Here is a 24316-nt window from a genome sequence, read left to right on the forward strand (position 1 = left end):
TATTTTTTCTCAAATAAATAAAGGTTTGCGCAGAATAACTGTTCTCCGAAACTCGGAAATCGCGATATCTCCGCAGTTTTTCGAGCGATTGCTTTGGGTCAGGGTAATGTAACTGTCAGACACCGGGCACACAATTGGATGATTTCTACGGTAATACCTGGCATTGATTTTTATAAATTCTGAAAAACAATTGCGTATAACACGGTTTTTTTCATTTTTACCCTTCCCGGATACCTATGGGAGTGGAGAAACGCCCACAGAATCGCGATATGACGTTTTCAGGGATGGCGGGAGGAGGAGGGACGCTACAGGAATAGCAAAAAGATAAAGGATCCTGACCGTAATCAAGAGAAACGTGGCAGATCAAGCGCAATGGATAACTGAATACTGATTATGGAGGATTATTCAGAAATAAAGAATGGAATGAGAAAGCGCGGATATTTTCGGAGCTTATGCAAATCCCCCGGGATTTTCATTAACTATCTCTGCAACAAGGGCTCATTACGCTCTCTGTAGAAACGTGGTGAGCCACAGTGAAGACCTTCGCGATAATAATCAACCAAGGATGCGATTCGTGTTAGATGCCGTGTTAATTGGATCTGGTAAATACTTGGGAGAAAACATTCTCACAATGTACTCAATTGCAATAGAAGAGTTACGTTCTCTCCCCTGAAGAGAGAGTCCGCCCATAGGTGTAAGCCCCCCTGACCTCTCTTTTCAATTTGAGGGCCCTGATACGGCCAGGTTTCATGATCCAATTGGTAAACTGACCATGAGGAGGAGAGGAATTCAGCTTTTTCGCGGGGCGAGAGTCAGTGGGCCTGAGCACCCGTTGCTCCAGATATTTCGCAAGGTTTTTCGTGGATTTTCCATCGTAGAAGATCACCACGGGTAGCGGGGCAGTGGGAAGTAATTACGCTGATTCTCGTATGTGAACAGCCGGAATGGGCCATTTTTTCAGGAGGCCGTAATAATTTCACCAGGCTCCTGTCATGTAAAGGTCACTGGCAGGAAGAAACCAGGCAATTCAAATGAAGATTAGCTGGATTGCTAATTCAGAATGTCGCCGGCAAACGGGTACAGTTACACCAGCATCCAATCCATTCTAATTTGTACGCTCCCTCACATAAACAGAATAAAAAATCTGTTCTGCAGGAAATCGCGAATGTTTTTCATACCATTTTAGGAGAGAATTTGTGAGATTGGAAAAATTTCCAAAAAAATCGTTTTTAATTAATAATTAAAGAGAAAAGAGGCCCAAATTGTTTCTATTATTCAATTTTCCCCGATGAGTATAAACAGGAAAATTCGCATAACAAACGAATGAAATAATAAAAAATAATTCCCATTCTTCACTATTGTAGAGAGAGAATGTCACTCTTTGGAAAGTTATTATTTCATTATTGCATTTGTAAAAAATGCGATTCTGTCGTCATAAAATGCGTTACTTTGGAAAAAATTTGATTGGAAATTTGACGAATCCGTCGACCATACAAAAGAAATCTTCATCCAAGGGGCCCCATCTCCGCAAAAAAGAGGATGCGTTAACATTGAGACAAAACAGCGAAGGTGTGAAAGTCCGAACATTCAAAAAATTTTGTTTTTTTCAGGATTATCATCAGTAATTGAAATGTAAAATAATTGGTGATTTCATTTTACGAAGTAATATTTACAAATTAGAAATATCATGAAAAATTTGTTTTTATGCCGTAAATTGGATTTCCACATATTGCTATTTTTGATCGTAATGGGATAACCAGGGATCCATCCTAGCCTGATACTCCCCCAAGCATTCTTTCATTAGACTCGAATGCTTCTGCCGTGAAAGCCCGCCTGTCCAACATCCCAATGATAGGAAACTGCCACGGGAAACTACAGCATTATGGCACCCAATCCACTCTGAAAATACGGATCATGATGGCCTGTTCGGACCGATTTCAAGAGCGATCCTAATTGGTTTGCCCAAAACTATCAAGGATCAGGGCAACAATAAAAATCGCTAATTCAGACCCCAATTCCTAAAAGGGAGACAGATTTTCAATATCACCATTCTGTTGGGAAAAAGTTACATCCTTATTATAAACCAAATGATGCTATACATAAGAGCTGATATTTGAGGAGAAATGACAGGTTGATCCGTGGAAAACAGTGCATACGAGAAACAATAGTCAGGGCATCGAACCTGAAGACATCCCGACACAGAGGAGGATGAAACACCTGTTGATGAGCACGTGATCCCATCACATCCTCATCAATCAGATTCGGGTAAGGCAATCGCTGCAGGATTTGCGTATGAACAATTATATCCATTGGGAACCATTGGTAATGTTTGAGTATGAAAGAAGAAACCCAGATGCTGAATCCCCGCCAGGTTGCAGAGGTTCTTGGCGTCCACCAGAAAACCGTTCATCTCTGGCTCCGATCCGGAAAGCTCCAGGGAATCAAGATTTCCTACCGTGCTTGGAGAATACCACAATCGGCACTCGACTCCTTTCTTGCAACTCACAGCAATATCCGGGCACGGCAGCAGAAAGGCTCCATAGGAAACACCCCTCATGTGCAAGAAGCAGTTCCGGCCGGGAAACAAAGTAATCTCATCACCGATCACCAGGAAAATACCGATACCTCGCCGCGATCCCGGATGAAACACTATATCCGGGATATCATGGGTGAGCAGGCACCAGAAGAATAATCACGTAAATACCGGATTCACCTAAAGAACACTGCTCTGGTACATGTATCTCGTGCCCCGCCACCATCTTTTTTCAGATGGTAACGGTTTTCCCTTTTTTCGTTTTTTATATTTTTTTACGTCGAAGAAATCAGGTATTCGCCCCCATAATATTTTTTAGAATAAACCACATACTGCTATACAGAAAAACAAGAATTGCTTCACTTCTTACAGGTTTAAATTTTCAACCACAGGAACAGGTGTTTGATCGTGGACGATAATGGCGAACAACAGGAGATCAACAAGTATAAAAAATTCAAAAAGGTTGATGGTGCAACCTACCGGAAAGTAAACCAGTTCCTGCGGAAGAGGACCTATATCACTGCAAGAGAGTGGGCGCTAGCGAGGTTGTGCACGGACTTCCGTACTTCCGGTGGTGCCGAGATGACATTCATAGGAAGACACCTCCCCGAGCTTGTCCCTTTCATGGAGGACACCTATACGCCGCAGGCGGTGAACCAGGCACGGAACTCGTTCAAGCGCAAGGTGCGAAAAGCAAGCGCCACATTCTTTTACGGGGCAATGTGCGGCTTTTTCACCACCGATGAACTCGATGACCTCCTCTTTGAGGCAAGTGAGGTGTCCCGTTTCCTCCTTGAGGTTGAAGGAACAACCCTTGATATTGACGAAGAGATCGATATCGAAGACCGTATCACGAAAGTGATGCGGAGTGTTGGAGAAGCGGCAAAGACGGTCCTGAAAGCCCGCAGCGATGAGAAAACTGCCGAACAGACTCCTGCAGCGGCCACGGAGCTCCCACCCAGTGAAAATGAACAAAACACCGCGTCAACACCATCCCCTCAACAGGAGCCTGTCCCGGATAATTCTCTCACCCGGCAGGAGCCCGGAGAAGTGGTGCCGTTTGTTCCAATGCCCGTAGTTTCCCCGGCTAAGAACGACGAGAATTCGGAACGTGATAGTCTATGAAGATCATTCAGGTGGCTGGAAGGTCCAATTCCGGGAAAACGACCTTTATTGAAAAACTCATCCCGGAACTGAAGAAGATAGGCCCGGTGGGGGCAATTAAACATCTCGGGGATCACGAGTACCGCATCGAAGACGGCAAAGATACAACGCAATTTTTCCAGGCCGGCGCAGATATCACAACGGGTATAGATTCAGATAAGTCCGTCTGCACGATGCACCATACAGACCTGGATACTATCCTGAAAATGTATGCCGATCACGGGATCCGTTTCGTCGTGATTGAGGGATACAAACAGCGGTCCTATGCAAAGATTGTGATCGGCTCCCTAGAGATCGATCACTGTGTCCTGAAAGATCCCACACCGGAAGACGTAATCGGGGCACTCCACCTTTTTGACGATTATAAATAGGGATACGACACCATGTGGTATGGAATATGCCAGTAAAGAAGATGCAGAAGCGGTTATTCGGGACCAATGGCGTAAGAGGAGTCGTGGGAAAAGATCTCACTCCCGAACTGGTCATGGTGATCGGACAGTCACTCGGGTCCATGAGAAAAGGCCGGATCGCAGTAGGACGTGACACAAGGACTTCCGGGGAGATGTTTATCAGGGCGCTCAAAGCAGGACTCCTCTCCGTTGGGTGTGATGTTGTCGATTGCGGGGTCCTCCCAACACCGGCACTGCAGTATATCATAAAAGAGGAGTTTGCAGCAGGCGCCATGATAACAGCTTCCCATAATCCACCGGAGTACAATGGCGTGAAGATCATCGAGCCCGACGGCACGGAGATGGGCGACGAGGAGACCGTAAAGCTCGAAGAGAAGATTTTCAGCCGGGCATTTACCGTTGAGCCCTGGGACCGGACCGGGAAAGAGACACAGGGGTATGAACTTCTTACAACCTATATCACGGCGACAACAAGAGCGTTTCCCGAAAAACTTGGAAATGGGATGACTGTTGTTGTGGATCCTGGCTCGGGTCCGGCATGCCTTACCACCCCGAGGATCCTGACTGATCTGGGGTGCAGGGTCCTGACCATCAATGCGATCATGGACGGGACATTTCCCGGGAGGTTGCCGGAACCTTCTGTGGAAGGCCTGAAGAATTGTGCTGCGCTGGTCACGGGGAGCGGTGCTGCATTTGGTGTAGCGCATGACGGCGATGCAGACAGGGCCGTCTTCATTGATGAGAAAGGTCGGTTTGTCGAAGAGAACCTGCAGTTTGCCCTCATCGCACGGCACATCTGCCGCCAGAAGAAGGGGATCGTTGTCACTCCGGTCAGCACCGGGCAGGTTGCAGAGGACGTGATAAAAAAGGAGCAATCATCCGTCGAATACACGCCTGTCGGGAGCATCTACGTTGCACGGACCATGCGCTCTCTCATAGACCAGGGTAAGCCCGTCATTTTCGGGGGCGAAGGGAATGGCGGATTGATCTTTCCGGAACACCAGTTCTGCCGCGATGGTGGGATGACTGCGGCGATGATGGTCTCCATTCTGGCATCCACCGGGAAAAAACTCTCCGAGCTTGTTGACGAACTTCCACCCCGCACCATTATCAAGGAAAAGATAGTAACGCAAAAAGGCGCGGAGATTATCGCGAACCTGAAGAGTGCCTATTCCTCCCTGAAACCCGATGAAACCGATGGTGTGAAGATCTTCCGTAATGAATCATGGGCGCTCATCCGCGCTTCCGGAACCGAACCGATTATACGGGTAATCATTGATTCCCCATCACCTGAAGACGGACAGGCGTTTCATACAGAGATCATGAACAAAATTCGCACGGTTGTTAATTATGGGGGGCCTTGAGGCCTCCCTTCATCAAGAGTCATGACCGCGGTGGAAAACGGTCCCCAGTGCCAGAGTTTGCCAAATCAATGACAGTACATCTCGTTTTAAGCAAAATACTCAATTTTGAAGCCGATAATACAAAAATAATCAAAAATCAAGCGAATACATTTTCGAAATTATTATAAAGGCGTTAGTCAAATTCAGATCACCGATCATCCGACGGTACGTGTGATGAGCCATGGTTCAGACCATCGATATACTGCATAATATCAAAAACGGTCTTTCCGAAGAAGACTGGAAGGTGCTGGAACCGGTTATCGCAGTACTTGATGATCCACAGAACCGGCGGGCACGAAAAAACCTTGTAACAGATCTCAACAAGCTGATCCTTGATACCTCAATCCGGGAGAATAGACCCTCGCTTCCTGCGGCCCTGCAGGAAATCGAGCGAAATGACAATGAAGAACTCTTCTCACGGATAATCAGGCAGTATATTGTGACAAAAGATCGTCGCTGGCTGGAGATGGTTTTCCTCCTGTCCGACAAAATCAGCAAGAAAAGCAATCAGTCCCGGCTGTTTGCTATGCTTGCCCGTGACCTGATCGACGCAGGGGTTTCCGATTCTGCTCCTGACCTGATCGACCAGGGACTCCTCCTTCTTGACCGTATCAGTTTCCGGAAATACCGGTCAGATATTATGATCGACATTATCCCGCTCCTGATCGTCTGGGCGATAACAACACGCAGCCAGAACCTGCTTCGTAAGTCGCTCATTCTTATCGAAGAGATAGGGGATATCTCCAAAAGGGCAGTATTACATGCAGAACTCGCTAAAGCTCTGGCCACCGTTGCAATTCTCGAGAAGGACCGGTCCCTGTTCCTGGACAGCATCCGCAGTGCAACAGACATCCACCAGAAAATCCGAAGACAGAATTGTATTTCCGAGATTATTGGAAAAGGTGCAAAGACGATTTTTGGCAAGGATATGGCGGATGTCCCCCAGTTCCTCGAGCAATTCTCCGACGTCGCACAAGATGCATTCCTTGAGATTGTGAGCGCTTTAACGGAACAGCTGCTTGAGCGCGTCAAGGACAAACAACAGATCATTGTAATTCTCCAGAAGTTATGCCACGATAAACCGGAAGTAACAGGAACTCTGGTTATCGATTTACTGAAAAAGGCGGAGCGCTCCGGTGACCAGTGGTTCCTGTCTACGGCAATGGACCTTCATCAGCACATATCTGACAAAGAAGATTTCCCCATCCGGGAGATGGTCCATGCGGGAGTCGCTGTAGCAAACAACTCAAATGACATGCAGGTGCTCACAGAACTCATTCCGATTCTTGAGCACCATTGCAATCCGACCATCCTGTCGAGAATCTATCTCCAGTTCTCCCAGATTATGCTGGCATCGGGCAATTTCAGCTACGCACTGGGGATTTTCGGGAAGATTAACCATGAAATAGAAAATGCAGTGCATTACACGGACTGTCTCACCAAGCTGTTGAGGGAGGGGGTGCTCAACGACAGCATCCCCCTGATCCATAACAACATTCTCACAAAGCTGCACCCTGATGTCGTCAATACTGCGGTATACCGGGCCACGATTGAGCTGAGCAAGGAATCCAGTTACCACGACATGATCCTCCATATACTTTCGATCCGGAACCTCATCCTGCTCCACCCAAAACAGGACCACCTGATTCTGGAAAGCATTACCCTTCTTGTTGACAGGGGATTTCTGGACTCCCATGACTCGGGGATCCTCATCCGGTTTGCAGAATCGATCCGGGATCAGGCGCTCAAGGAACGCGCAATAGCAAACATCGTTATCAAGATTGCAAAGATCGGCGTGAAGATCAAGAACCGTGACTTTCTCCAGAGGGCTGTTGGGCTGACCTGCGAGATTGAGGGACAGAATACCCGCTCTGCAACCCTGAGCAGCATCATCGACGAGGCGTCTATCCTCGCAGCCCAGCAGGGTGACCTTGACCTGCTGCTCAGGATGAAGGCATGGAGCAACTCCCTTCTTGAAAAAGACCTGGTGTCCTATGCAATGGCCAATATCATCGACGGAGTGATAAAATACGCCATTGACAGACAATCCTGCGAAGCACTGGAAGAAGCGTATCTCATCGCAGGTGAGATAAACGATCCCTCATTAAAAGGTCAGTTATTCGAACGCATCGCAGAATGTTTTGTGAAGATAGGATGTGCCCTCTTAAACGATCCCGCGTTTGCCTCCTCATCAAAAGAGTTCGCGGTGAAATATTCAGCGTTTGTCCGTGCAAGGGAAATCATCAGGAACCATGTAAAACCGCAGCAGGCATCGCTAAAAATCGCCGGGATAATCGACATCATCATTTCCTCATCTAAAACAAGCTCAAGCCTGGACTATATCATACCACTTGCCCTTTTCGCAACTGAGATAGAAAACACCTTTGAACGCGATGCCATGATGTCGCGGATTGTCTCAAACCTGAACGAAGAGATTGCCTATCCGAATTCTACAGACCCGTACGAGACGATGGCATTTCTCCTGAGGAGGAATGAGATCGCTGATTCGAGCCCGGAAGTCATAGCACTGATTCACAAGATCCTCTTTCTGATATTTGATCCCTATGTCAGACTCACAGGATTATGCGATTTGGCCGATTTGTTCACGCGGTTACACAAAACTGAAGATTCGCGCCATGTCCTTGAAGAGGTGGAGAAGGATCTGGAGATTCTCGATTCCGGGTATCATAAAGTCCTTGTCCTCTCATACCTTGCGTCTTCCTACAGTCAAATTGATATGGAGATTGCGGAAAAGAACCTTGCACGCGCAATACAACATCTGGATGACACCGAATTTGACAAGGACGCACATGCCCGAAGGCAAGTCATAAAAACGATCGTCCGGTTCAACACAATCCACCCGGAGGCCCGTTGGTCCACTACCGCGTTACAAATCGCAGAGAAGATCAGGGACCCGGCCGAGTATGCAGACTCCCTGCTCTCAATATATCGTATGATCCGCTTGGACAAAGTAAAGCGCAGGGACCTGATACTGGCAATGGAAGCAGCGGCTGATAAAGTCATCACCCCGTACGAGAAGGCTTCGGTACTCCTCTCCATTGTCCGGCTGACCCTGCAAAACGCGGATGAGGAACTGACGCTCAAACTCCTGAAAAAAGCAGAATTGCTCACAAAGAAGATCAACATCCCGTCAATAGCAGACACCCTCAAGAATACTATCGCTGATATCTATAGAGGGCTGCATGAACAGTCGCACGACAGGAAAATGTGTGATCTTGCCATCCAGGTGATAAAAACAATCGATGCTGATGAGATCCGGCTCCTTCGCCTTGAACAGATGGGATATACGGAGATGTATGAGATCACGCCACAGTTTGTGAAGATCAAGTCGGTTTCAGAGAGAATGATAAAAGAAGGTGTTCACCCGAACTCAGTTACAACGCTGGAGAGACTGGTCAGGGCTGTGGCAGACCGGGGAAAGGAGGCGACATTTTTCTGTTACCTTTCCGTTTATTTCAAAAAGGAGGGGCAGGATAAATTGTCCCGGAAGATGCTCCAGAATTCCATCAAAGAGGCACGGATCATCCGCCCGTTATCACGGAGAGCTTTTGTCATGTGTGATATCGCGCTGAAGATCTTTGCTGCTGGCTGCGAACATTCCGCGCAGGAGATCCTTGACTATGCAATCGATGCGGCAACAAATATCCGGCAGTCGACGTTAAGAGATGAGGTCTTCGAAGAACTGGGCCTTGCTATTAAAATTATGCAGAGGATGCGATGATGCAGACACTCCGGATAATCATCACCGGCAGGGTCCAGAAAGTCGGTTTTCGGGCATGCATCCGGAAAATTGCTTCAGACCTGAATATCGCGGGAACTGTCGTTAATCTCGAAGACGGGAAGGTGCAGGTATATGCAACGGGGGAGGCGATAATCCTTGAAAAATTCACCTCCATGGTGTACAGCTGCCCGCGGGCGGTGATACGGGATCTCCAGGTCACGGAAATGCCACTTACAACATTCGATGGTTTCTCCGTTCTGAAACTGGAAAACAGGATCAATACAGAATTTTAAAATCAGCACCGGTCTTTACGGCCTGGGAAAATGAGTACACCTGTTCATTGACCCGGTCGGAAATATGTGTAGTGTAAAAAGATTTCATCATTGCGCTGATCAGGGTATCTGACAGCATACACCGGTCGTCAGTACGTTCGAAGTCGGAATCCGTCAGGGATTCGCCGGCTATCTGAAGGACGATAGGATCAACTGTCCCCGCTTTTAAGGGTTCGATAAGGTCATAAATGAGACCCCCTCTTCCTTCATGGAGAAGACCCAGGTCCGGATTGAGACGGGCGCCGATAACGGCAACAGAACAATTGCCAAAGAGCAGGGCATACCCAAACGAGAGCATGGCATTTACGGGATCTGCCTGAGGTCGAAGGGTCCGCCTCCTGAATCCCAGCTCCGGAAGAAGACTCCGCGAGAGGATCTCGTAATACATGTCGGACGAGAGTTTGTACAAGCGTCGTATCTCGTCCAGTTTGATGAGGTATTCCAGTTCACCCAGGGATTTGTGGAGCAGGTCCAGTTCGCCCTCATAAAACAGGCTGGATTTCCGCGATTCCTGGATTTGTTCGATTGAAAAGAGCCGGGACTTGATCGAGGCCCGTGCGATCCGGATCGCGTACCGCTGGCGGGGTAGCAGGCGCTGTTGTTCTGATATGTCCTCATCATCCCCGACAGAGAAAGGCTGGATCGTCCCAACAGGTGTGCCATCCGGCTCAAAAAAAGTGATATAGACCCCGTTCTTCGCCAGGTGGTTGATGGCTGCAGAATGGATCGTATGACCGCCGACAACAAGAAGGTGGGAAATATCTTCGAGGGGGTATTGTTCCGTGTTGTTTTTCTTCTGGACAATGAGGTGTTTACGGGTTGCCTTGATGTGGGCTCCAAAGCCGCTCACAGAGACCCAGGGATAGTCCACCATAATCAGCACCGGGACATACATGTCCGACTGTGTAAATACTACCACAGGGACACGGATTAATTCATCGTTTTGGAAAACCACGTGCCGTGGACTCCCGGAAAGAGAGGACAAAAATCTGTTTGTTAACAGGGAGAAATCATTTTTCGGTGGATATAAACCCCAGAAAACCGATGTACTTACACTCGTCATGTTATAGCATAACAGGGTGCGAACAATGTTCTGGGATAAACAAACCGAGACGCTGAAACCAACAGAGCTGAAGGAAATCCAGCTCAAACGCCTGAAAAAGACAGTGAACCAGGCAACGAAAGTAGGCTTTTATAAAAACCTCCTCTCCGGAGCAGGGATTAAACCAGCATCGATAAAGACACTGGACGACATACGAAAGATCCCATTTACGAAGAAACAGGACCTGCGAAACGGCTATCCCTTCGGCTTCTTTGCGGTTCCCATGAAACAGATCGTGCGGATCCATACCACGTCGGGAACCACCGGGAAGCCTACGGTGGTAGGATATACCCGCAACGATTTGGACGCATGGTCAGGCCTGATCGCCCGGAACATGACAATGGTCGGGATAACCGAAAACGATGTTTTCCAGAATATGGTCAATTACGGAATGTTCACCGGGGGCCTTGGTTTTCACTACGGTGCCGAGAAGATCGGGATGACCGTCATCCCGAGCGCTACCGGCAACACGAAACGCCAGATTGAGATGATTCAGGATTTTAGCGTAACGACAATCCACTGCACACCCAGTTATGCCATGCACCTTTCCGAAGTTGCAGAAGAGATGGGAGCGGGTCTTGACACCCTGAAGACAGGAATTTTCGGTGCGGAAGCCTGGTCGGAGAGCACCAGAAATACCCTTGAGCAACGGCTGGGTGTTACCGCGTATGACTCCTATGGACTGAGCGAACTGTTCGGCCCGGGTGTTGCCTTTGAATGCCCGGAGCGTGATGGGCTCCATATCTGGCATGACAGTTATCTTGTGGAGATCATCGATCCCCTGACCGGTGAGCCGGTTGCTGATGGTGAGCGGGGAGAACTGGTGGTGACACCCCTGGTCAAAGAAGCCATGCCGCTGCTCAGGTACCGGACCGGGGATGTCACCCTTCTCATGGAAGACGGATGCCTTTGCAGGAGAGGGAAAAAGATCGCCCGCATCACCGGAAGAAGCGACGATATGCTTGTCATCCGTGGCATCAATGTGTTCCCGTCCCAGATCGAGCATGTGCTTCTTGGCATTCCTGAAGTAGGCAATCAATTTATGGTATATATCGACAGAATCAATCATCTGGATGAGATGACAGTCGACGTGGAAATCAACAGGGAACACTTCAGCGGAGAACTCTCCGATCTTGCCCGGCTCCAGAAAAAAGTCATCAAGGAACTCCGTGATGCACTCGAGCTGCGTACATCGGTAAAACTGGTTGAACCAGGTTCCCTGCCCCGGTTTGAAGGAAAAGCCAAGAGAGTTATTGATCGCAGAGAGGGTTTGTAATGGCAGTATGGGATCCCCGGATTGAAGAGATGCCCAAGGCGGACATCGCGAAAATGCAGTATAAACTGCTGAAAAGTCTCGTGTACCGCCTGTATAGTTTCTCGCCGTTCTATCACGACCGGATGAAAGAGCAGAATGTCCATCCGGATGATATCCGCGAGCTTGCCGATGTGAAAAAACTCCCGTTCATGTTCAAGCGGGACCTCCGGGATAATTATCCCGACCGGATATTCACTGCAACGCAAGACGAACTGGTCCGGTATCATGTCTCAAGCGGGACTACCGGGAAACCAACGGTTGTCGGGTATACCGAGAAGGACCTCGACCTGTGGACAACATCACTTGCACGGGGTTTGACATCCATCGGTCTTGGGCGCGGCGATGTCATCCAGGTCAGTTACGGGTACGGCCTCTTCACCGGCGGGCTCGGCCTGCATTATGGGGCGGAACGCATCGGTGCAACGGTCCTGCCGACAAGTGTTGGTAATACCGAGCGCCAGATCGAACTGATGCAGGACCTGGGCGCAACGGCCATAGCCTGCACTCCCTCCTATCTCCTGCATATGGGTGAAGTTGCCGAGAGGATGGGTGTGAGTATCCAGAAAGATACCCGGCTGCGAACTGGCATCCTGGGGGCGGAGCCCTGGACCGAGAAGATGCGGGTCAGGATCGAGGACTGGCTCGGGATCAAGGCATACGATATCTATGGCACCAGTGAATTGTCAGGCCCGATGTTCACCGAGTGCTGTGAACAGAACGGGTTCCATGTCTGGTCCGATCTTGCTCTTGTCGAGATCATCGATCCCAAGACGGAAGAGCCGCTGGAACCGGGAGAGAGTGGAGAGGTTACGATCACCGTCCTGCAAAAAGAGGCACTCCCCATGATACGGTACCGGATCGGGGATATTGCAGTGATGGATGATGGAGTCTGTGCCTGCGGTAGGACCAACCCGCGGATTCACCGGATCCAGGGCCGCGTTGATGATATGTTGATCATACGGGGGATCAATGTCTTCCCATCGCAAGTGGAACATGCACTGATGACGATTCCCGAAGTGGGACAGCACTTCCAGATCGTGGTAGAGCGGAAAGGCGCACTGGACGATATGCTTGTCAGGGTTGAACTCAAAAAGGAGTCATTCAGTGACAAGATAACGGACCTGATGAAGACCCGCCAGAATGTTGAACACCGGCTCAGGAACTCCCTGAACGTGAACGCCGAAGTGGAACTTGTCGAACCCGGTTCGCTGCCGAGGTTTGAAGGAAAATCCAAGAAAGTCGTTGACAAGAGGTCGTTATAACATGGACGCAAAAAAATACCTGATCAAGCAGATCTCGATATTCTCAGAAAACCGCCCGGGCCGCCTCGCGGCTATCGCCCACGCCCTGGGGGAGGAAAAGGTGAACATCCTTGCATTCAGTATTGCTGAGGCAAACGGTTTTGGTGTTGTCAGGGCGCTTGTGGATCACCCGCAGAAAGCGCATGATAAACTTCAGTCACTCGGATTCAACATTGCCTTCACGGATGTCATCGCAGTCAAGATGAAGGACCAGCCCGGTGGCCTCTATGATATCGCTAAAATCCTCGGGGATTCCAGTATCAACATCGAGTATTCTTACGCCTACTCCGGGAAAGATGGCGCAATCCTCATCCTTCGCGTTGACCAGGTTGAGGACGCGATACAAAAGATCCAGAAATCAGGTGCAACCCTGATCGAGCGGTCGGTCTTTCACTGACCGGTCAGCGTTATCTTTTTTCCCACTTTTCCAGGTGCGCGATTTGAGCAAGGGTGCTCCCCCTCTGGATCTCTTCGCGGATTCGCTCCTCTGTTTTCCGGATCTCCAGTGCCCGCCGGGCCACTTCGTACGCCTGTTCCGCGGGGATCACCACCACCCCGCTTTCATCACCGATGATCCAGTCACCGGGCTGGACCCATTGCCCGCAACACTGGATCTCGGCATTGATCTCCCCCATCCCTTTTGGCTCCCCGGCATTGGGCACGGTCGCTTTTGCGAAGACCGGGTACTTCAGCGCACGGATATCATCAACATCCCTGACTGCGCCATCGATGATGACGCCGGAAATACCTTTTTTAATGCAGCTTAATGTCGCAAGCTCACCCCACGGGGCGACATGCGTCCCGCCGTCGTTGTTGATGACGAGAACCTCCCCGGGCATCGCTCTGTCGATCGCTTCCACGGGTTTTGCCCAGTCCCCGGCAAATGTCTGGACAGTCACCGCCTTTCCCACCAGCTTCACGGTGCCGCAGAGTGAAACGATACCGTTCATGGCTCCTTTGCGGTGCATCGCGTCGGTGACATTGGGCGCTGATACCTGCATGAGGATCTCGTATGTCTCTTCCTCTTTTGTCTTCCTGCGGGTGCTTTCAGCGGTCCCCGCGTTCATAGCGTGCCTGATATTTTTCGTGGACCCCGTAACATCCGCGGAACGCACGATATTGCCGCCAACGATGACAATCTCAGCCCCGTTCCGGAGAGCCTCCGCTGCACCCGGTGCGTCGATCCCCCCGGCCACTGCAAGAGAGATGTGGACCTGCAAGGCTAACGTGGAGAGGAGGTTTACGGACTCTTTTCCGGTCATCTGCTGGTCGATACCCACGTGGGCGCAGATAATGTCGACACCAAACGACTCCAGCTGCCGGGCACGGGCGACAGGATCAGCCACATTGATCAGATCCGCCATGATCTTCACGCCATAGAGCCGGGCCGCCCGAACAGATTCTGCAATCACCGCATCATCTGCATCCGCAAGGATCCCGATCACATCGGCGCCGGCTTTTGCCGCCATCTCCACCTCAAGAGCCCCGGTATCAGCCACTTTCATGTCCGCAACGATGACTGCATGAGGAAAATGCTGGCGCAATGTCCGGACAGCATGCATACCTTCGCTCTTGATGAGAGGCGTCCCGGCTTCGATCCAGTCAGCACCGCCTTCAATAGCCTCCTGCGCAATCTGCACGGCACGATCCAGATCGAGGAGGTCAAGCGCCACCTGAAGGATCCCTTGGTTCATGACTAGTAATCTGATGTGCCGGAGATTAAGCATTGCCCGAGCGGGGATTTACCCGGGAAAAAGAGAGCCGTTAGTCCTGCAAACGGGCCCGGTTATTCTTTTTTGAACTGCTCAAAGAACACAAGTTTTTTCAGGAGTTTCTTGGGAGCAATCGTAATTTCCGCAGGCATGCCGGCTGCCACCAGGGAGACAAGGGTATAGGTCTCAGGCACGTTCAGCAGTTTCCTGAAGGGATCAGCGTACTCTTTCTTGTCCCCCGCCACCCAGCACGACGAGACACCATAGGCATGGAGAGCAAGGATCAGGTTCTCGGTTGCAGCGCACCCGTCTTCCAGGTAGTAGAGCTCCTTCTTCTCACAGAAAACAAGAAAGCATGCTGCACAATCGGCAATGAACGCCCCGTTCGGTGCAAGCCCGGCTATGGTCTTCAGCATCTGTTTTTCGCGAACCACCCCAAAGAGCCAGGGCTGGACATTCCGGGCCGTGGGTGCCAGGGAGGCGCACTCAAGAGCATCCTGGATTACCCGCTCATCAAGAGGGTCCGGTTTGTACTTCCGGACACTGTGACGGGACTTGATCAGGGTAGTAACAACATTCATGCTCCGTAATGGGAGACCCGGGTTATAAAAACTTACGAAGAAAAAATTTAGTGCTTCTTCAGGAAGAAACTGAGACAGGCACAGAATGAAAGAACAGCCAGCCCTGCCCCAAAGCCGGGTGTATGCGTGGTTGGAACCGCAGGGACTGCGGAAGTTGCTGGTTGCGGAGTTGCTGCCAGGGATTTAGCCATCGCCGTTACTGTGGGTGTTGGAACAGTTGTGGGGGGAGGACTAGTCGTGACTACCGTGGTAGCAGTCGGTGTCGGAGTGCGGGTTGTTACCATTGGCGTTGATGTCGTCGGGTTCGTGACATATCCCTTATTGCCGATGAGCGGGTTCTGATCCTGGTTGAGGACCGTGACCGTCTGGCTCACGGCTTTTCCGGACTGGCCATAGTTGTCTTTGATGGAATTAGCATTGCATTCAACCCAGACCGAGTACGTTCCCGGGGAGTACATTGCCCGGTTGCTGGTGCCCCAGATTGCACCGGTATACTGGGGGGAGGTTGTCAAACCATAATCCACCAGCGATGTGGTTTGTCCTGATTTGTCCGTCAGCGCGCTATACAAAATCCCGTCCGGGCCACGCACCTTGATGGTGACCGGGACAGAGTTCACGTTTGCCCGCTGGAGCATCTGGACTAAATTGGTATCAATCCTGAACTGGAGTTCGTCATCCGTGGGGACCCATTTGTTCGTAACGTCCGTGCTGACCGTTGTATCCTCGATCCGGATTTCAATGTAGGGATCGGCAACCGAAAAAGCTGTCCCGTTCGGCGTACTCGGGCCTGAGAGATGGTACCAGCTTCCTGTGTGCGACTGGAAATCCGAAGGATAAATCGAGAAACTCCCCGGGTTCGGGACGGAGATTGTCTTGCCCGGGGAACTGGAGGAGATTGCTGCTCCCGATGCCCACCAACCTAAAATTGTATCGCCATTCATTGCGGCACGGATATCCAGTCCCTGCTCACCGACAAAGACTGTATTTCCGGCAGAGATCGTGCTGATCGGCTCAGCAGCAGAAACCGGACAGAACACCAGGAAAAGCCCGGTTACCATTACAAGACACAATAGTGTGGAAGAATCCGCCATTCTTATCCCTCTCTTCTCATCAGGGAGAAAGGTTGCCGGATTAGGATAAAGCGTTTATGGATTATCGGCAATGATCCGGGAAAAGTTTTCAAAAACGCGTTTCCCTTCAAAGGTATGGCTGACCTCGGGATGCCACTGGAGCCCGAAGACCGGTTTTTCCAGATGGGCAATCGCCTCGTGGTTACAAATGGATGATTGTGCGAGAATGCAAAATCCCTCGGGCACCTGTGCTACTTCATCGGCATGGGAGGCCCAGACATTCATTGTTTTTGGATATCCCGCGAGGATCTCGCTGTCCCAGCATCTCTCAACCTCGACCGGGCCGTACCCGCCGCTCTGGCCGGTTGTCACGGTTCCCCCGTATTTCCTGGCAATGATATGAAGTCCAAGACATATTCCCAGTACCGGTAATCCCAGGTCAAGATATTGCTCACAGTTCCCGGCACGTTCGATCGCCGGCCCCCCGCCAAGGATAATCCCTCGGCAGTTTGCCTCTACATCAGCTGCCGGTGTTGTATTGGGGATAAGCGCTGCATCGATACCAAGATCCCGGAAGGCGCGATGAATAAGATGGTTGAACTGGCCATGGTTATTCACAACATAAATGGGAAGCATTGCTGTACATGTTTTGCCTTGAATCGTATAAGCCTGCTTTAGCTGCAGGCACGCGCAGCAGACAAAATTTTTTCCCGGATCACCGCTTCGGAATGTCCCATGAGATGCGCCAGGTACATCGCCCCCCCTGCGCCAAAACCCTCCTTGACCTCCCCGATACAGTACCGCGCAAGGCCGGGATGACCAAGATCCCCGAACCCGGGATCGACGTAATATACCGGGGACCCTATCCGGTCAGCAAGATGCATAACATTTGCAGTGGGATCGTCGCGGACATAGGAGGTTGTTACAACTGCAGGGGGTTTCTTTCCAAGTGCCTTTGCCAGCGCCGCAACCGATAACATCTGGGTGCCCCCCGCAAGGAGGAGGTTCCCCGTGTATGTTGTGATCATCCCCGCTGCTACCGGCATCATGGGGTCCCCCGTATACCTGACAATGTCAAGGGGATCCGTGATCGCATCAGATGTGATCCGTGCGAGAGCTTGTGAACAGATCTTCTCTTTGATAGAGACCGGGTTCTCGATAAAACTGCTGCTCACGGCAGCATCGTATCCCAGTGCCCGCAGAACGCAGAGTGCCGTGGTGGTTCCCCCCGGCACACATTCCGCAACAACAAGGAGATCGCAGGCCCTTGAAAAAAATCTCCCGAGCGACTCCCCGTAGCCAAAGAGCGCCTGCACGTTGGGGACTGCATCCTGTGTACGCGGGTCTTCCCCGACCTGACCATAGAGGTCATAGCAGGGAACAGTCGGGGTATGCCGCAGGCCCGCATTGATAAAAAATGGCGGGAGCCCGCATAAGGAGAGCATTGCCCGGGTGATGGTAGACGGGGTAGGGCAACCGGTCGGTGTATTGGGTTTGAAGGGATAACTGGTGACATTCCCGGTTGCTATCAGTTCTGCATCAAGGACCGGTGTCAGGAGCGTTTTTTCAGGACTGGGGCCGGCTCCGGATACGCCAGGCACCGTGGAAAGGAGGGTATTGGCAAGAATGCCGCAAAAGAGCGGCCGTGTAAAGGACGGGGAGATGTTTCCTGAGATAAATGCCATAACAATCAGGGTACCGGTTTTCTCCCAGACACCATTGAATCTATCGCTGGCGGAATAATCCACAACGATATAATACCCCTGTCATCACAACACCTAATGACATGTTTGAGATCGAACAACGGCTCCAGAAACTGGGCATCACCATCGATGACATAGTCTCTGCAGCAATGGGCCTGTACGTCTCCCACGGCATGCCGGATGACCAGGCTGCCCTGGAACTTAAAAAGAAGATACAAAAATACCTGGACGACCCCAATGTTGCGTCCCTGCTTCTTGGTGCAATCCTCCTTGAGGACGAACTGTATACAAAACGGAAAAACTCCGAGATCGCTGACGATCCCATTTTCCTGCTCAGCGATGAGATCCTCGGCATGGCGATCGCAGAATGCATAGGTGGTACATATGCGAGGTTTGAGTTCACCCGTTACGACCAGAAAAAGCCCGGGATCCTTGCATGCCTCGGGCCATTCCTTGATGATGCGATCGCCGGCTTGATCGCCGGGTGCACATCACGGCTCTATTCCGAATCACTATGAAGACACTCCTTTCCCTGCTCCAGTTCACGACAATACTCCCTCTGGGAAAAGCGCAGGATCTCGAATATTTCGCCCGCCATTCCTACCTGTACCCGCTTGCCGGCTATGTTATCGGCGCCCTGGTTGCCCTGCCGGTGTTTTTTATTGCAAACCAAACGATCGCCGCGGCAGTTGCGATCGTGCTCCTTATTCTGATCACTGGAGCCCATCATTTTGATGGCCTCATGGATTTTGGTGACGGGTTGATGGCACACGGGGACAGGGAAAAACGGATCCGGGCGCTGACTGACAGGAATGTAGGTGCCGGTGCAGTAGCCCTCGCGATAGTCATAACCCTCCTACTCTTCGCTGGTCTCCAGGAATCCACTTCACTGGTCTCTGCACTCCTTATCGGGGAGGTCTGTGGCAAATTCTCCATGGCATTCCTGACTGCGTACGGGACACCATTCCATGAGGGCATGCAGAGTTATCTTCACAGATTTTCGCAACCTTTTTTCCCGGCAATCTCTTTCCTTCTGTGCCTGCCTCTCATCTTCCTCCCGGTTGCCCCGGTAAAGTTACTCGGGGCATTTCTTCTCATGATTATCTGCCCGGTACTGCTGCTCACGGCATCTAGACGGTTTTTCGGCGGCGTGAACGGGGATGTTGTCGGTGCGTCCAACGAGATCACACGGGCACTCGTTGTTGTCGGAATCGCTCTAATCTGAATCTTGGTGATGGGATGCCGGATCATTCTCACATCCCCGTTTTTTCTCCGTGACCATCCTGCCACGATCACATCCCGACTTTTCTCCACCTTAAAGCGTACAAAACCATATAACAGCACCCACTCAAAATCCCCTATTCAGCCTGAATATCAAAGATTTGGCGTATTTCCAAATCACTGAAAAAGGTGTGCCGGTTTTTTCAATCATGCCGCAAAAAGTGCGATTTTGAGATCGCTGCGGGCCCGGATTCCCCCGGCCGGGAGACCCCCCCCAATTTGCAGGGAAATACCCTGGATATCGTGGTATTCATCGAAGATTGCTTTGTTCAGTACATCCCCTGGTATCCCTTGTTTTCGTCGTCATCGCATTCAATCCCCGAACCATCCCGGACGAGCGTATTGAACATCATAGCTGCGTTCATCAGGTTATCATCCGATGCAACTTCCCGGCGGACATCACTCAGGGCCTGCGCCTGGGGTGCCGTAACCACCCGGTTTCCCGTCCTCACACCCTTGCAGTGCCGGCAATACGCGCACCGGCTGTACACGGAGACATCTCCCTCGGCACAGGAAACGGTCACCCGGCTTTTTTTCTCATCACGCTGGAATGGCAATGACTTCATGAGAAGTGATCTTTTTCGATCTGATATGATGCTGCCGCTATACTTGCCACCATCGTAAAAAACAGCCCGGTCAATCGAAATATTTTAAATAGTTGGGTCTCATATAAGTAATACTCGCATAACCAGACTGTAAGCGGACAGTCTCTATGTTTTGGAGGATCACATAAATGGCATCTGACAAACCTCACATGAATCTGGCCGTTATCGGCCACATCGACCACGGAAAGTCAACGACCGTCGGACGGATGATGTTCGAGACCGGCGCCGTAGCGCCCCACATCATCGAAGGATACAGGAAGGAAGCAGAAAGCAAAGGCAAGGGTACCTTTGAATTTGCATGGGTTATGGACAGCCTCAAGGAAGAGCGTGAGAGAGGTATCACCATCGATATCGCCCACAAGAGGTTTGACACCGCCAAGTACTACTACACCGTGGTGGACTGCCCCGGGCACAGGGACTTTGTCAAGAACATGATCACCGGTGCATCCCAGGCAGACGCAGCAGTCCTTGTTGTCGCAGCCCCTGACGGTCCGATGGAACAGACCAAGGAGCACGTCTTCCTTGCAAGGACCCTTGGCATCTCCCAGATCATCATCGCCGTCAACAAGATGGACGCTGTCAAGTACGACGAGAAGAGGTTCAATGAGGTCAAGACCGAGATGACCAACCTCATCAAGATGGTCGGTTACAAGCCCGAAGAGACCCACTTCATCCCCATCAGCTCCATGGCTGGCGTCAACTTCAAGGCCAACAGCCCCGAGACTCCCTGGTACAAGGGCCCGGCACTTATTCCGGCACTCGACCTCTTCAAGGAGCCCGAGAAGCCCACCGACAAGCCCATGCGTCTCCCTATTCAGGATGTGTACAGCATCAGCGGTATCGGCACCGTGCCGGTCGGACGTGTCGAGACTGGTATTGTCAAGAAGGGAATGAAAGTCTCCTTCATGCCCGCCAACAAGGCTGGTGAGATCAAGTCCATCGAGATGCACCACGAAGAGATCCCGCAGGCACTTCCCGGCGACAACGTCGGATTCAACGTCCGCGGTATCGGCAAGGGCGACATCCGCCGCGGCGATGTCATGGGCCCCGCAGAGGCACCCCCGACAGTTGCAGACGAGTTCACTGCACAGATCGTCGTGCTCCAGCACCCGAGCGCACTGACCGTCGGTTACACGCCGGTCTTCCACTGCCACACCACCCAGACCGCCTGCACCTTTATCGAGCTCCAGAAGAAACTCGACCCCCGCTCCGGCCAAGTCAAGGAAGAGAACCCGACTTTCCTCAAGTCCGGTGACGCAGCCATTGTCGTCATCAAGCCCACAAAGCCCATGGTCATTGAGAATGTCAAGGAGCTCCCGCAGCTCGGCAGGTTCGCGGTCCGTGATATGGGATCAACCATTGCCGCCGGCATGTGCATTGCCATCAAGGCAAAACAGATGCTCTAATTTTTTTGGTGGGGATCATGCAGAAAGCCAGAATTCGCCTGACAGGAACCGACTTTCAGAAAGTAGAGATGGTCTGTGACAGGATAAGGGAGATCGCAGAACGCACAGGTGTTAATCTGGCCGGCCCGATACCGCTCCCGACCAAAAGACTGGTCGTACCAATCCGCAAGAGCCCTGATGGAGAGGGGACCGCAACATGGGACCGCTGGCAGCTGCGTGTCCACAAACGCCTTATTGATATCGATGCGGATGAGCGTGCTCTTCGCCAGCTGATGCGCATCCAGGTGCCAAAGGATATCGGCATTGAGATTGTCTTAGAGAGTTGAAGGTGCGGCGTGCAGCAGGCCGCTCTTTTATCTCAAAGATTCAAAACACTTTTTACCTTCGAGCGAATTTTCCTCTTACTTCTGATAATCGCATTTATTCTCCGGTTCTTGCTGCTTGACCTCAAACTATTGCACCATGACGAAGCAATCCATTCATGGTTCTCGTACAAGCTGCTGACAGAGAATACCTGGGCATATGACCCGAGCTACCATGGCCCGTTCCTCTATTTCGTCACAGCAGGGATGTTCTCGGCATTCGGCGCTTCTGACCTCGTGGCAAGGCTGCTCCCGTCATTGTTCGGCTTCCTGTTAATCCCGCTCGTGTACGCAATTTACCGGCTGGGATATATCAGTAAAAACCAGACATTACTCGTCAGCCTGTTCATTGCCATATCTCCCGATATGGTCTATTTTTCACGGTTCCTCCGGCATGACATTTTCATGCTGTTCTTTACCTTCCTGCTCGTTATCGCGTTATTCTATTATTTCGAGCGGAAACAATCCCGGTTTGCCATCATCGCCGCGATAGCAACAGCGGGTGCCCTCTGCTGCAAGGAGGAGATGCCGATCATTCTGATCATTATCGGATCGTTCTTCCTCATCACACTCTGGCAGGGGCGGTTCTCACTCCCGGCACCGTGGAAAAAGGATCTTATCATCTGCATTCTTCTCGTGATTGCACTATGCTGCACGCTTTACACGGGATTCGGGGGACACCCGGATACAATTATCGGGAAGGATACTGTCCTTTCCCCCACCGGATTCCATTTCGACATGAAAACCACGGGGTGGTATAAAGCCATTGAGCACTGGACAGGTATGCATAACCAGCAGCGCCTTGGCGGGCCCTGGTTTTATTATATCCCCCTGAACCTGCTCTATGAACTGCCGATCTTCATCCTGGCACTCATCGGTACGATCCAGATCCTCATTTCCGGCACGGCCCTGTTCGCCGTTTACCGGCGCTTGAAAAATTTCCTGCGGGTGCGCCGGTTCACCCTGACGGTGGAGGATCTTGCACAGGTAAGCAGTCGTCAGCTGAAAGCAGCTCAGGCAACAACCCTTAATTCCGATACGTTCTTCCGGTTCTGTGTCTGGTGGATGGTCCTGACCATGGCATTCTATGCCTATGTCGGAGAGAAAGTCCCCTGGCTCATCATCGCCCAGTTGCTCCCGATGTGTTTTGTTGCCGTATACAAACTGAACTGGCAGAAGACCGTCATTGCCCTGGTTGGTTGCATATTCCTTTGTGTCATGGTATGGCATGTCGCCTTTGTTCCCGCGGACATCAACGAACCCATAGTCCAGGTCCAGAATTCCGAAGAGATGCGGGATGTCATGCGTATCATGGAAGGATCAGATAAGATTGTGATTGCGTCCAAGGATTACTGGCCGCTTCCCTGGTATTTCCGCGATACCTGGAACGATAAGATCACCCTGTATAGTACTGTCCCGGAGGAATCAGTCCTGACCGAAGACAATGCCCAGGTTATCATCCTTCATGACGCGGAAAGCCTGCCTTCCATCAGCGGGTACGAGAAGAAAACCTACAAGCTGTCCTACTGGTTCTCCATCTATGACAACAACAGGCGGCTGCCCGAATACTATCTTCTCCGCGACGGAAAGATGGGGAGTATCAACATCGACGTGTTTACCCTTCGCAATTCCTGAAAACAGATCTTGATTGATATCTTGCAGCATTTGCCTGCACCAGGTTCAGTATTAACAAATTTTTCACTCGGGCTGATGGTAGCCGTAAGGAAACTATTCAGCGATATTGCATATTCATAGCGAAGTGAAAGGTTCTCAAAAACATGTCAACGAGAAGAGAAACCTTCAGATTTCTTGGATTCCACCAGTCCCAGTGAGCGTTAAATCTCCCGCATGTATCAGCTAAACGCGTTCTCACCACCACTCCCACTGCACCACATACCACCTTCACCTCCCCTCCGGTAAACCTGTTTAATTTTTTCATTTTTGCATGTCACCGCGTTTGAAATTTTTTTTGTGCGGTCGTGCTCACGTTTGAATAATTATTACGCGGTTGTGATTGCACGTGAAACATGAAAAAATCTCAATAAGAACAGGAGCTGGTACAGGGATGAGCCGGGTCTGGCACAGGTACTTTTTTTCACAAATGTGTTTTCATCAGCAAAGGTGCCGCGTTTGAAAATTTTTTATGCGATCACGATCGCGTGCAAAATTTTTGCTCTGTAGAAATCCTCAATTAAGATAAATTGAATGAATCTGTCAAGGTTAGCAAGGATAATCTTGCAAGAGATTTCCTTCCTCTGCATTTGGTATAACCGAGCTTTCAGATCCGCTCCGAA

General features: G+C 50.8%; 21 protein-coding genes. 14 read left to right on the forward strand and 7 right to left on the reverse strand.

The window, feature by feature from the left end; genetic code table 11:
• The first annotated feature begins 2335 nt into the window (after positions 1–2335).
• From PHF39_RS08990 to PHF39_RS09015, 6 genes are all read left to right on the forward strand, one after another.
• Complete coding sequence (locus PHF39_RS08990; RefSeq protein WP_300223147.1) at positions 2336–2692, forward strand: helix-turn-helix domain-containing protein; 357 nt, start codon at positions 2336–2338, stop codon at positions 2690–2692.
• 249 nt (positions 2693–2941) lie between these two features.
• Positions 2942–3658 carry a DUF5806 family protein gene (locus PHF39_RS08995; protein WP_300223150.1) on the forward strand — a complete coding sequence of 239 codons (717 nt, stop codon included), beginning with the start codon at positions 2942–2944 and terminating at the stop codon, positions 3656–3658.
• Positions 3655–4068: a molybdopterin-guanine dinucleotide biosynthesis protein B gene (gene mobB / locus PHF39_RS09000; protein WP_300223152.1), complete on the forward strand. Its 414-nt coding sequence runs from the start codon at positions 3655–3657 to the stop codon at positions 4066–4068. Before PHF39_RS08995 ends, mobB begins: the two co-directional genes overlap by 4 nt.
• A 26-nt stretch (positions 4069–4094) precedes the next feature.
• Complete coding sequence (glmM, locus tag PHF39_RS09005) at positions 4095–5471, forward strand: phosphoglucosamine mutase (protein WP_300223154.1); 1377 nt, start codon at positions 4095–4097, stop codon at positions 5469–5471.
• 220 nt (positions 5472–5691) lie between these two features.
• Positions 5692–9252: a hypothetical protein gene (locus PHF39_RS09010; RefSeq protein WP_300223156.1), complete on the forward strand. Its 3561-nt coding sequence runs from the start codon at positions 5692–5694 to the stop codon at positions 9250–9252.
• The gene (locus PHF39_RS09015; protein WP_300223158.1) at positions 9249–9545 is read left to right on the forward strand and encodes an acylphosphatase; all 297 of its coding nucleotides are present in this window, start codon (positions 9249–9251) and stop codon (positions 9543–9545) included. Before PHF39_RS09010 ends, PHF39_RS09015 begins: the two co-directional genes overlap by 4 nt.
• Here the strand turns inward: PHF39_RS09015 and cas1 are convergent.
• Complete coding sequence (gene cas1 / locus PHF39_RS09020) at positions 9529–10503, reverse strand: CRISPR-associated endonuclease Cas1 (RefSeq protein ID WP_300223160.1); 975 nt, start codon at positions 10501–10503, stop codon at positions 9529–9531. The genes PHF39_RS09015 and cas1 overlap by 17 nt on opposite strands.
• Positions 10504–10672: 169 nt before the next feature.
• Here cas1 and PHF39_RS09025 point away from each other — a divergent pair, with 169 nt between their 5' ends.
• Genes PHF39_RS09025 through PHF39_RS09035 form a run of 3 tightly spaced genes read left to right on the forward strand, consistent with a single transcriptional unit; the run spans position 10673 to position 13699 of the window.
• Positions 10673–11962 carry a phenylacetate--CoA ligase gene (locus tag PHF39_RS09025; RefSeq protein WP_300223162.1) on the forward strand — a complete coding sequence of 430 codons (1290 nt, stop codon included), beginning with the start codon at positions 10673–10675 and terminating at the stop codon, positions 11960–11962.
• Complete coding sequence (locus PHF39_RS09030; RefSeq protein WP_300223164.1) at positions 11962–13263, forward strand: phenylacetate--CoA ligase; 1302 nt, start codon at positions 11962–11964, stop codon at positions 13261–13263. The genes PHF39_RS09025 and PHF39_RS09030 overlap by 1 nt, the downstream gene beginning before the upstream one ends.
• Before the next feature lies 1 nt (position 13264).
• Entirely contained in the window at positions 13265–13699 is a 435-nt protein-coding gene (locus tag PHF39_RS09035; RefSeq protein ID WP_300223166.1) for an ACT domain-containing protein, read from the forward strand.
• Positions 13700–13709: 10 nt separating this feature from the next.
• Here the strand turns inward: PHF39_RS09035 and PHF39_RS09040 are convergent, their stop codons facing one another.
• The 5 genes from PHF39_RS09040 to cobT form a co-directional block, all read right to left on the reverse strand.
• Positions 13710–14996 carry a bifunctional hexulose-6-phosphate synthase/ribonuclease regulator gene (locus tag PHF39_RS09040; RefSeq protein WP_300223168.1) on the reverse strand — a complete coding sequence of 429 codons (1287 nt, stop codon included), beginning with the start codon at positions 14994–14996 and terminating at the stop codon, positions 13710–13712.
• Positions 14997–15088: 92 nt separating this feature from the next.
• Positions 15089–15595 (reverse strand): nitroreductase family protein, encoded by a 507-nt coding sequence (locus tag PHF39_RS09045; RefSeq protein WP_300223170.1) that lies wholly within the window; start codon positions 15593–15595, stop codon positions 15089–15091.
• A 47-nt stretch (positions 15596–15642) separates the two neighbouring features.
• Positions 15643–16686, reverse strand: a complete 1044-nt coding sequence (locus PHF39_RS09050; protein ID WP_300223172.1) for a DUF3821 domain-containing protein — start codon at positions 16684–16686, stop codon at positions 15643–15645.
• A gap of 54 nt (positions 16687–16740) precedes the next feature.
• Positions 16741–17301 (reverse strand): GMP synthase subunit A, encoded by a 561-nt coding sequence (locus PHF39_RS09055; protein ID WP_300223174.1) that lies wholly within the window; start codon positions 17299–17301, stop codon positions 16741–16743.
• A 38-nt stretch (positions 17302–17339) separates the two neighbouring features.
• A complete protein-coding gene (gene cobT / locus PHF39_RS09060) occupies positions 17340–18350 on the reverse strand; it encodes a nicotinate mononucleotide-dependent phosphoribosyltransferase CobT (protein WP_300223175.1) in 1011 nt (336 codons plus the stop codon).
• A 101-nt stretch (positions 18351–18451) separates the two neighbouring features.
• Here cobT and PHF39_RS09065 point away from each other — a divergent pair, with 101 nt between their 5' ends.
• The gene (locus PHF39_RS09065; RefSeq protein WP_300223177.1) at positions 18452–18886 is read left to right on the forward strand and encodes a phosphatidylglycerophosphatase A; all 435 of its coding nucleotides are present in this window, start codon (positions 18452–18454) and stop codon (positions 18884–18886) included.
• A complete protein-coding gene (gene cobS, locus PHF39_RS09070; RefSeq protein WP_300223179.1) occupies positions 18883–19593 on the forward strand; it encodes an adenosylcobinamide-GDP ribazoletransferase in 711 nt (236 codons plus the stop codon). The genes PHF39_RS09065 and cobS overlap by 4 nt, the downstream gene beginning before the upstream one ends.
• Positions 19594–19918: 325 nt before the next feature.
• Here the strand turns inward: cobS and PHF39_RS09075 are convergent, their stop codons facing one another.
• Positions 19919–20215 carry a hypothetical protein gene (locus PHF39_RS09075; protein ID WP_300223181.1) on the reverse strand — a complete coding sequence of 99 codons (297 nt, stop codon included), beginning with the start codon at positions 20213–20215 and terminating at the stop codon, positions 19919–19921.
• Between the two features lie 167 nt (positions 20216–20382).
• Between PHF39_RS09075 and tuf the strand changes: the two genes are divergently transcribed.
• From tuf to PHF39_RS09090, 3 genes are read left to right on the forward strand one after another with little or no spacing between them, the layout of a single operon-like run.
• Positions 20383–21660 (forward strand): translation elongation factor EF-1 subunit alpha, encoded by a 1278-nt coding sequence (gene tuf, locus PHF39_RS09080; RefSeq protein WP_300223183.1) that lies wholly within the window; start codon positions 20383–20385, stop codon positions 21658–21660.
• A gap of 17 nt (positions 21661–21677) precedes the next feature.
• Positions 21678–21986, forward strand: coding sequence for a 30S ribosomal protein S10 (gene rpsJ, locus PHF39_RS09085; protein ID WP_015286469.1), 309 nt, complete (start codon positions 21678–21680; stop codon positions 21984–21986).
• A 9-nt stretch (positions 21987–21995) separates the two neighbouring features.
• Positions 21996–23657 carry a flippase activity-associated protein Agl23 gene (locus PHF39_RS09090; RefSeq protein ID WP_300223185.1) on the forward strand — a complete coding sequence of 554 codons (1662 nt, stop codon included), beginning with the start codon at positions 21996–21998 and terminating at the stop codon, positions 23655–23657.
• The last annotated feature ends 659 nt before the right edge of the window (positions 23658–24316 follow it).

The organism is Methanoregula sp., from assembly GCF_028712425.1.
Lineage (GTDB): Archaea > Halobacteriota > Methanomicrobia > Methanomicrobiales > Methanospirillaceae > Methanoregula.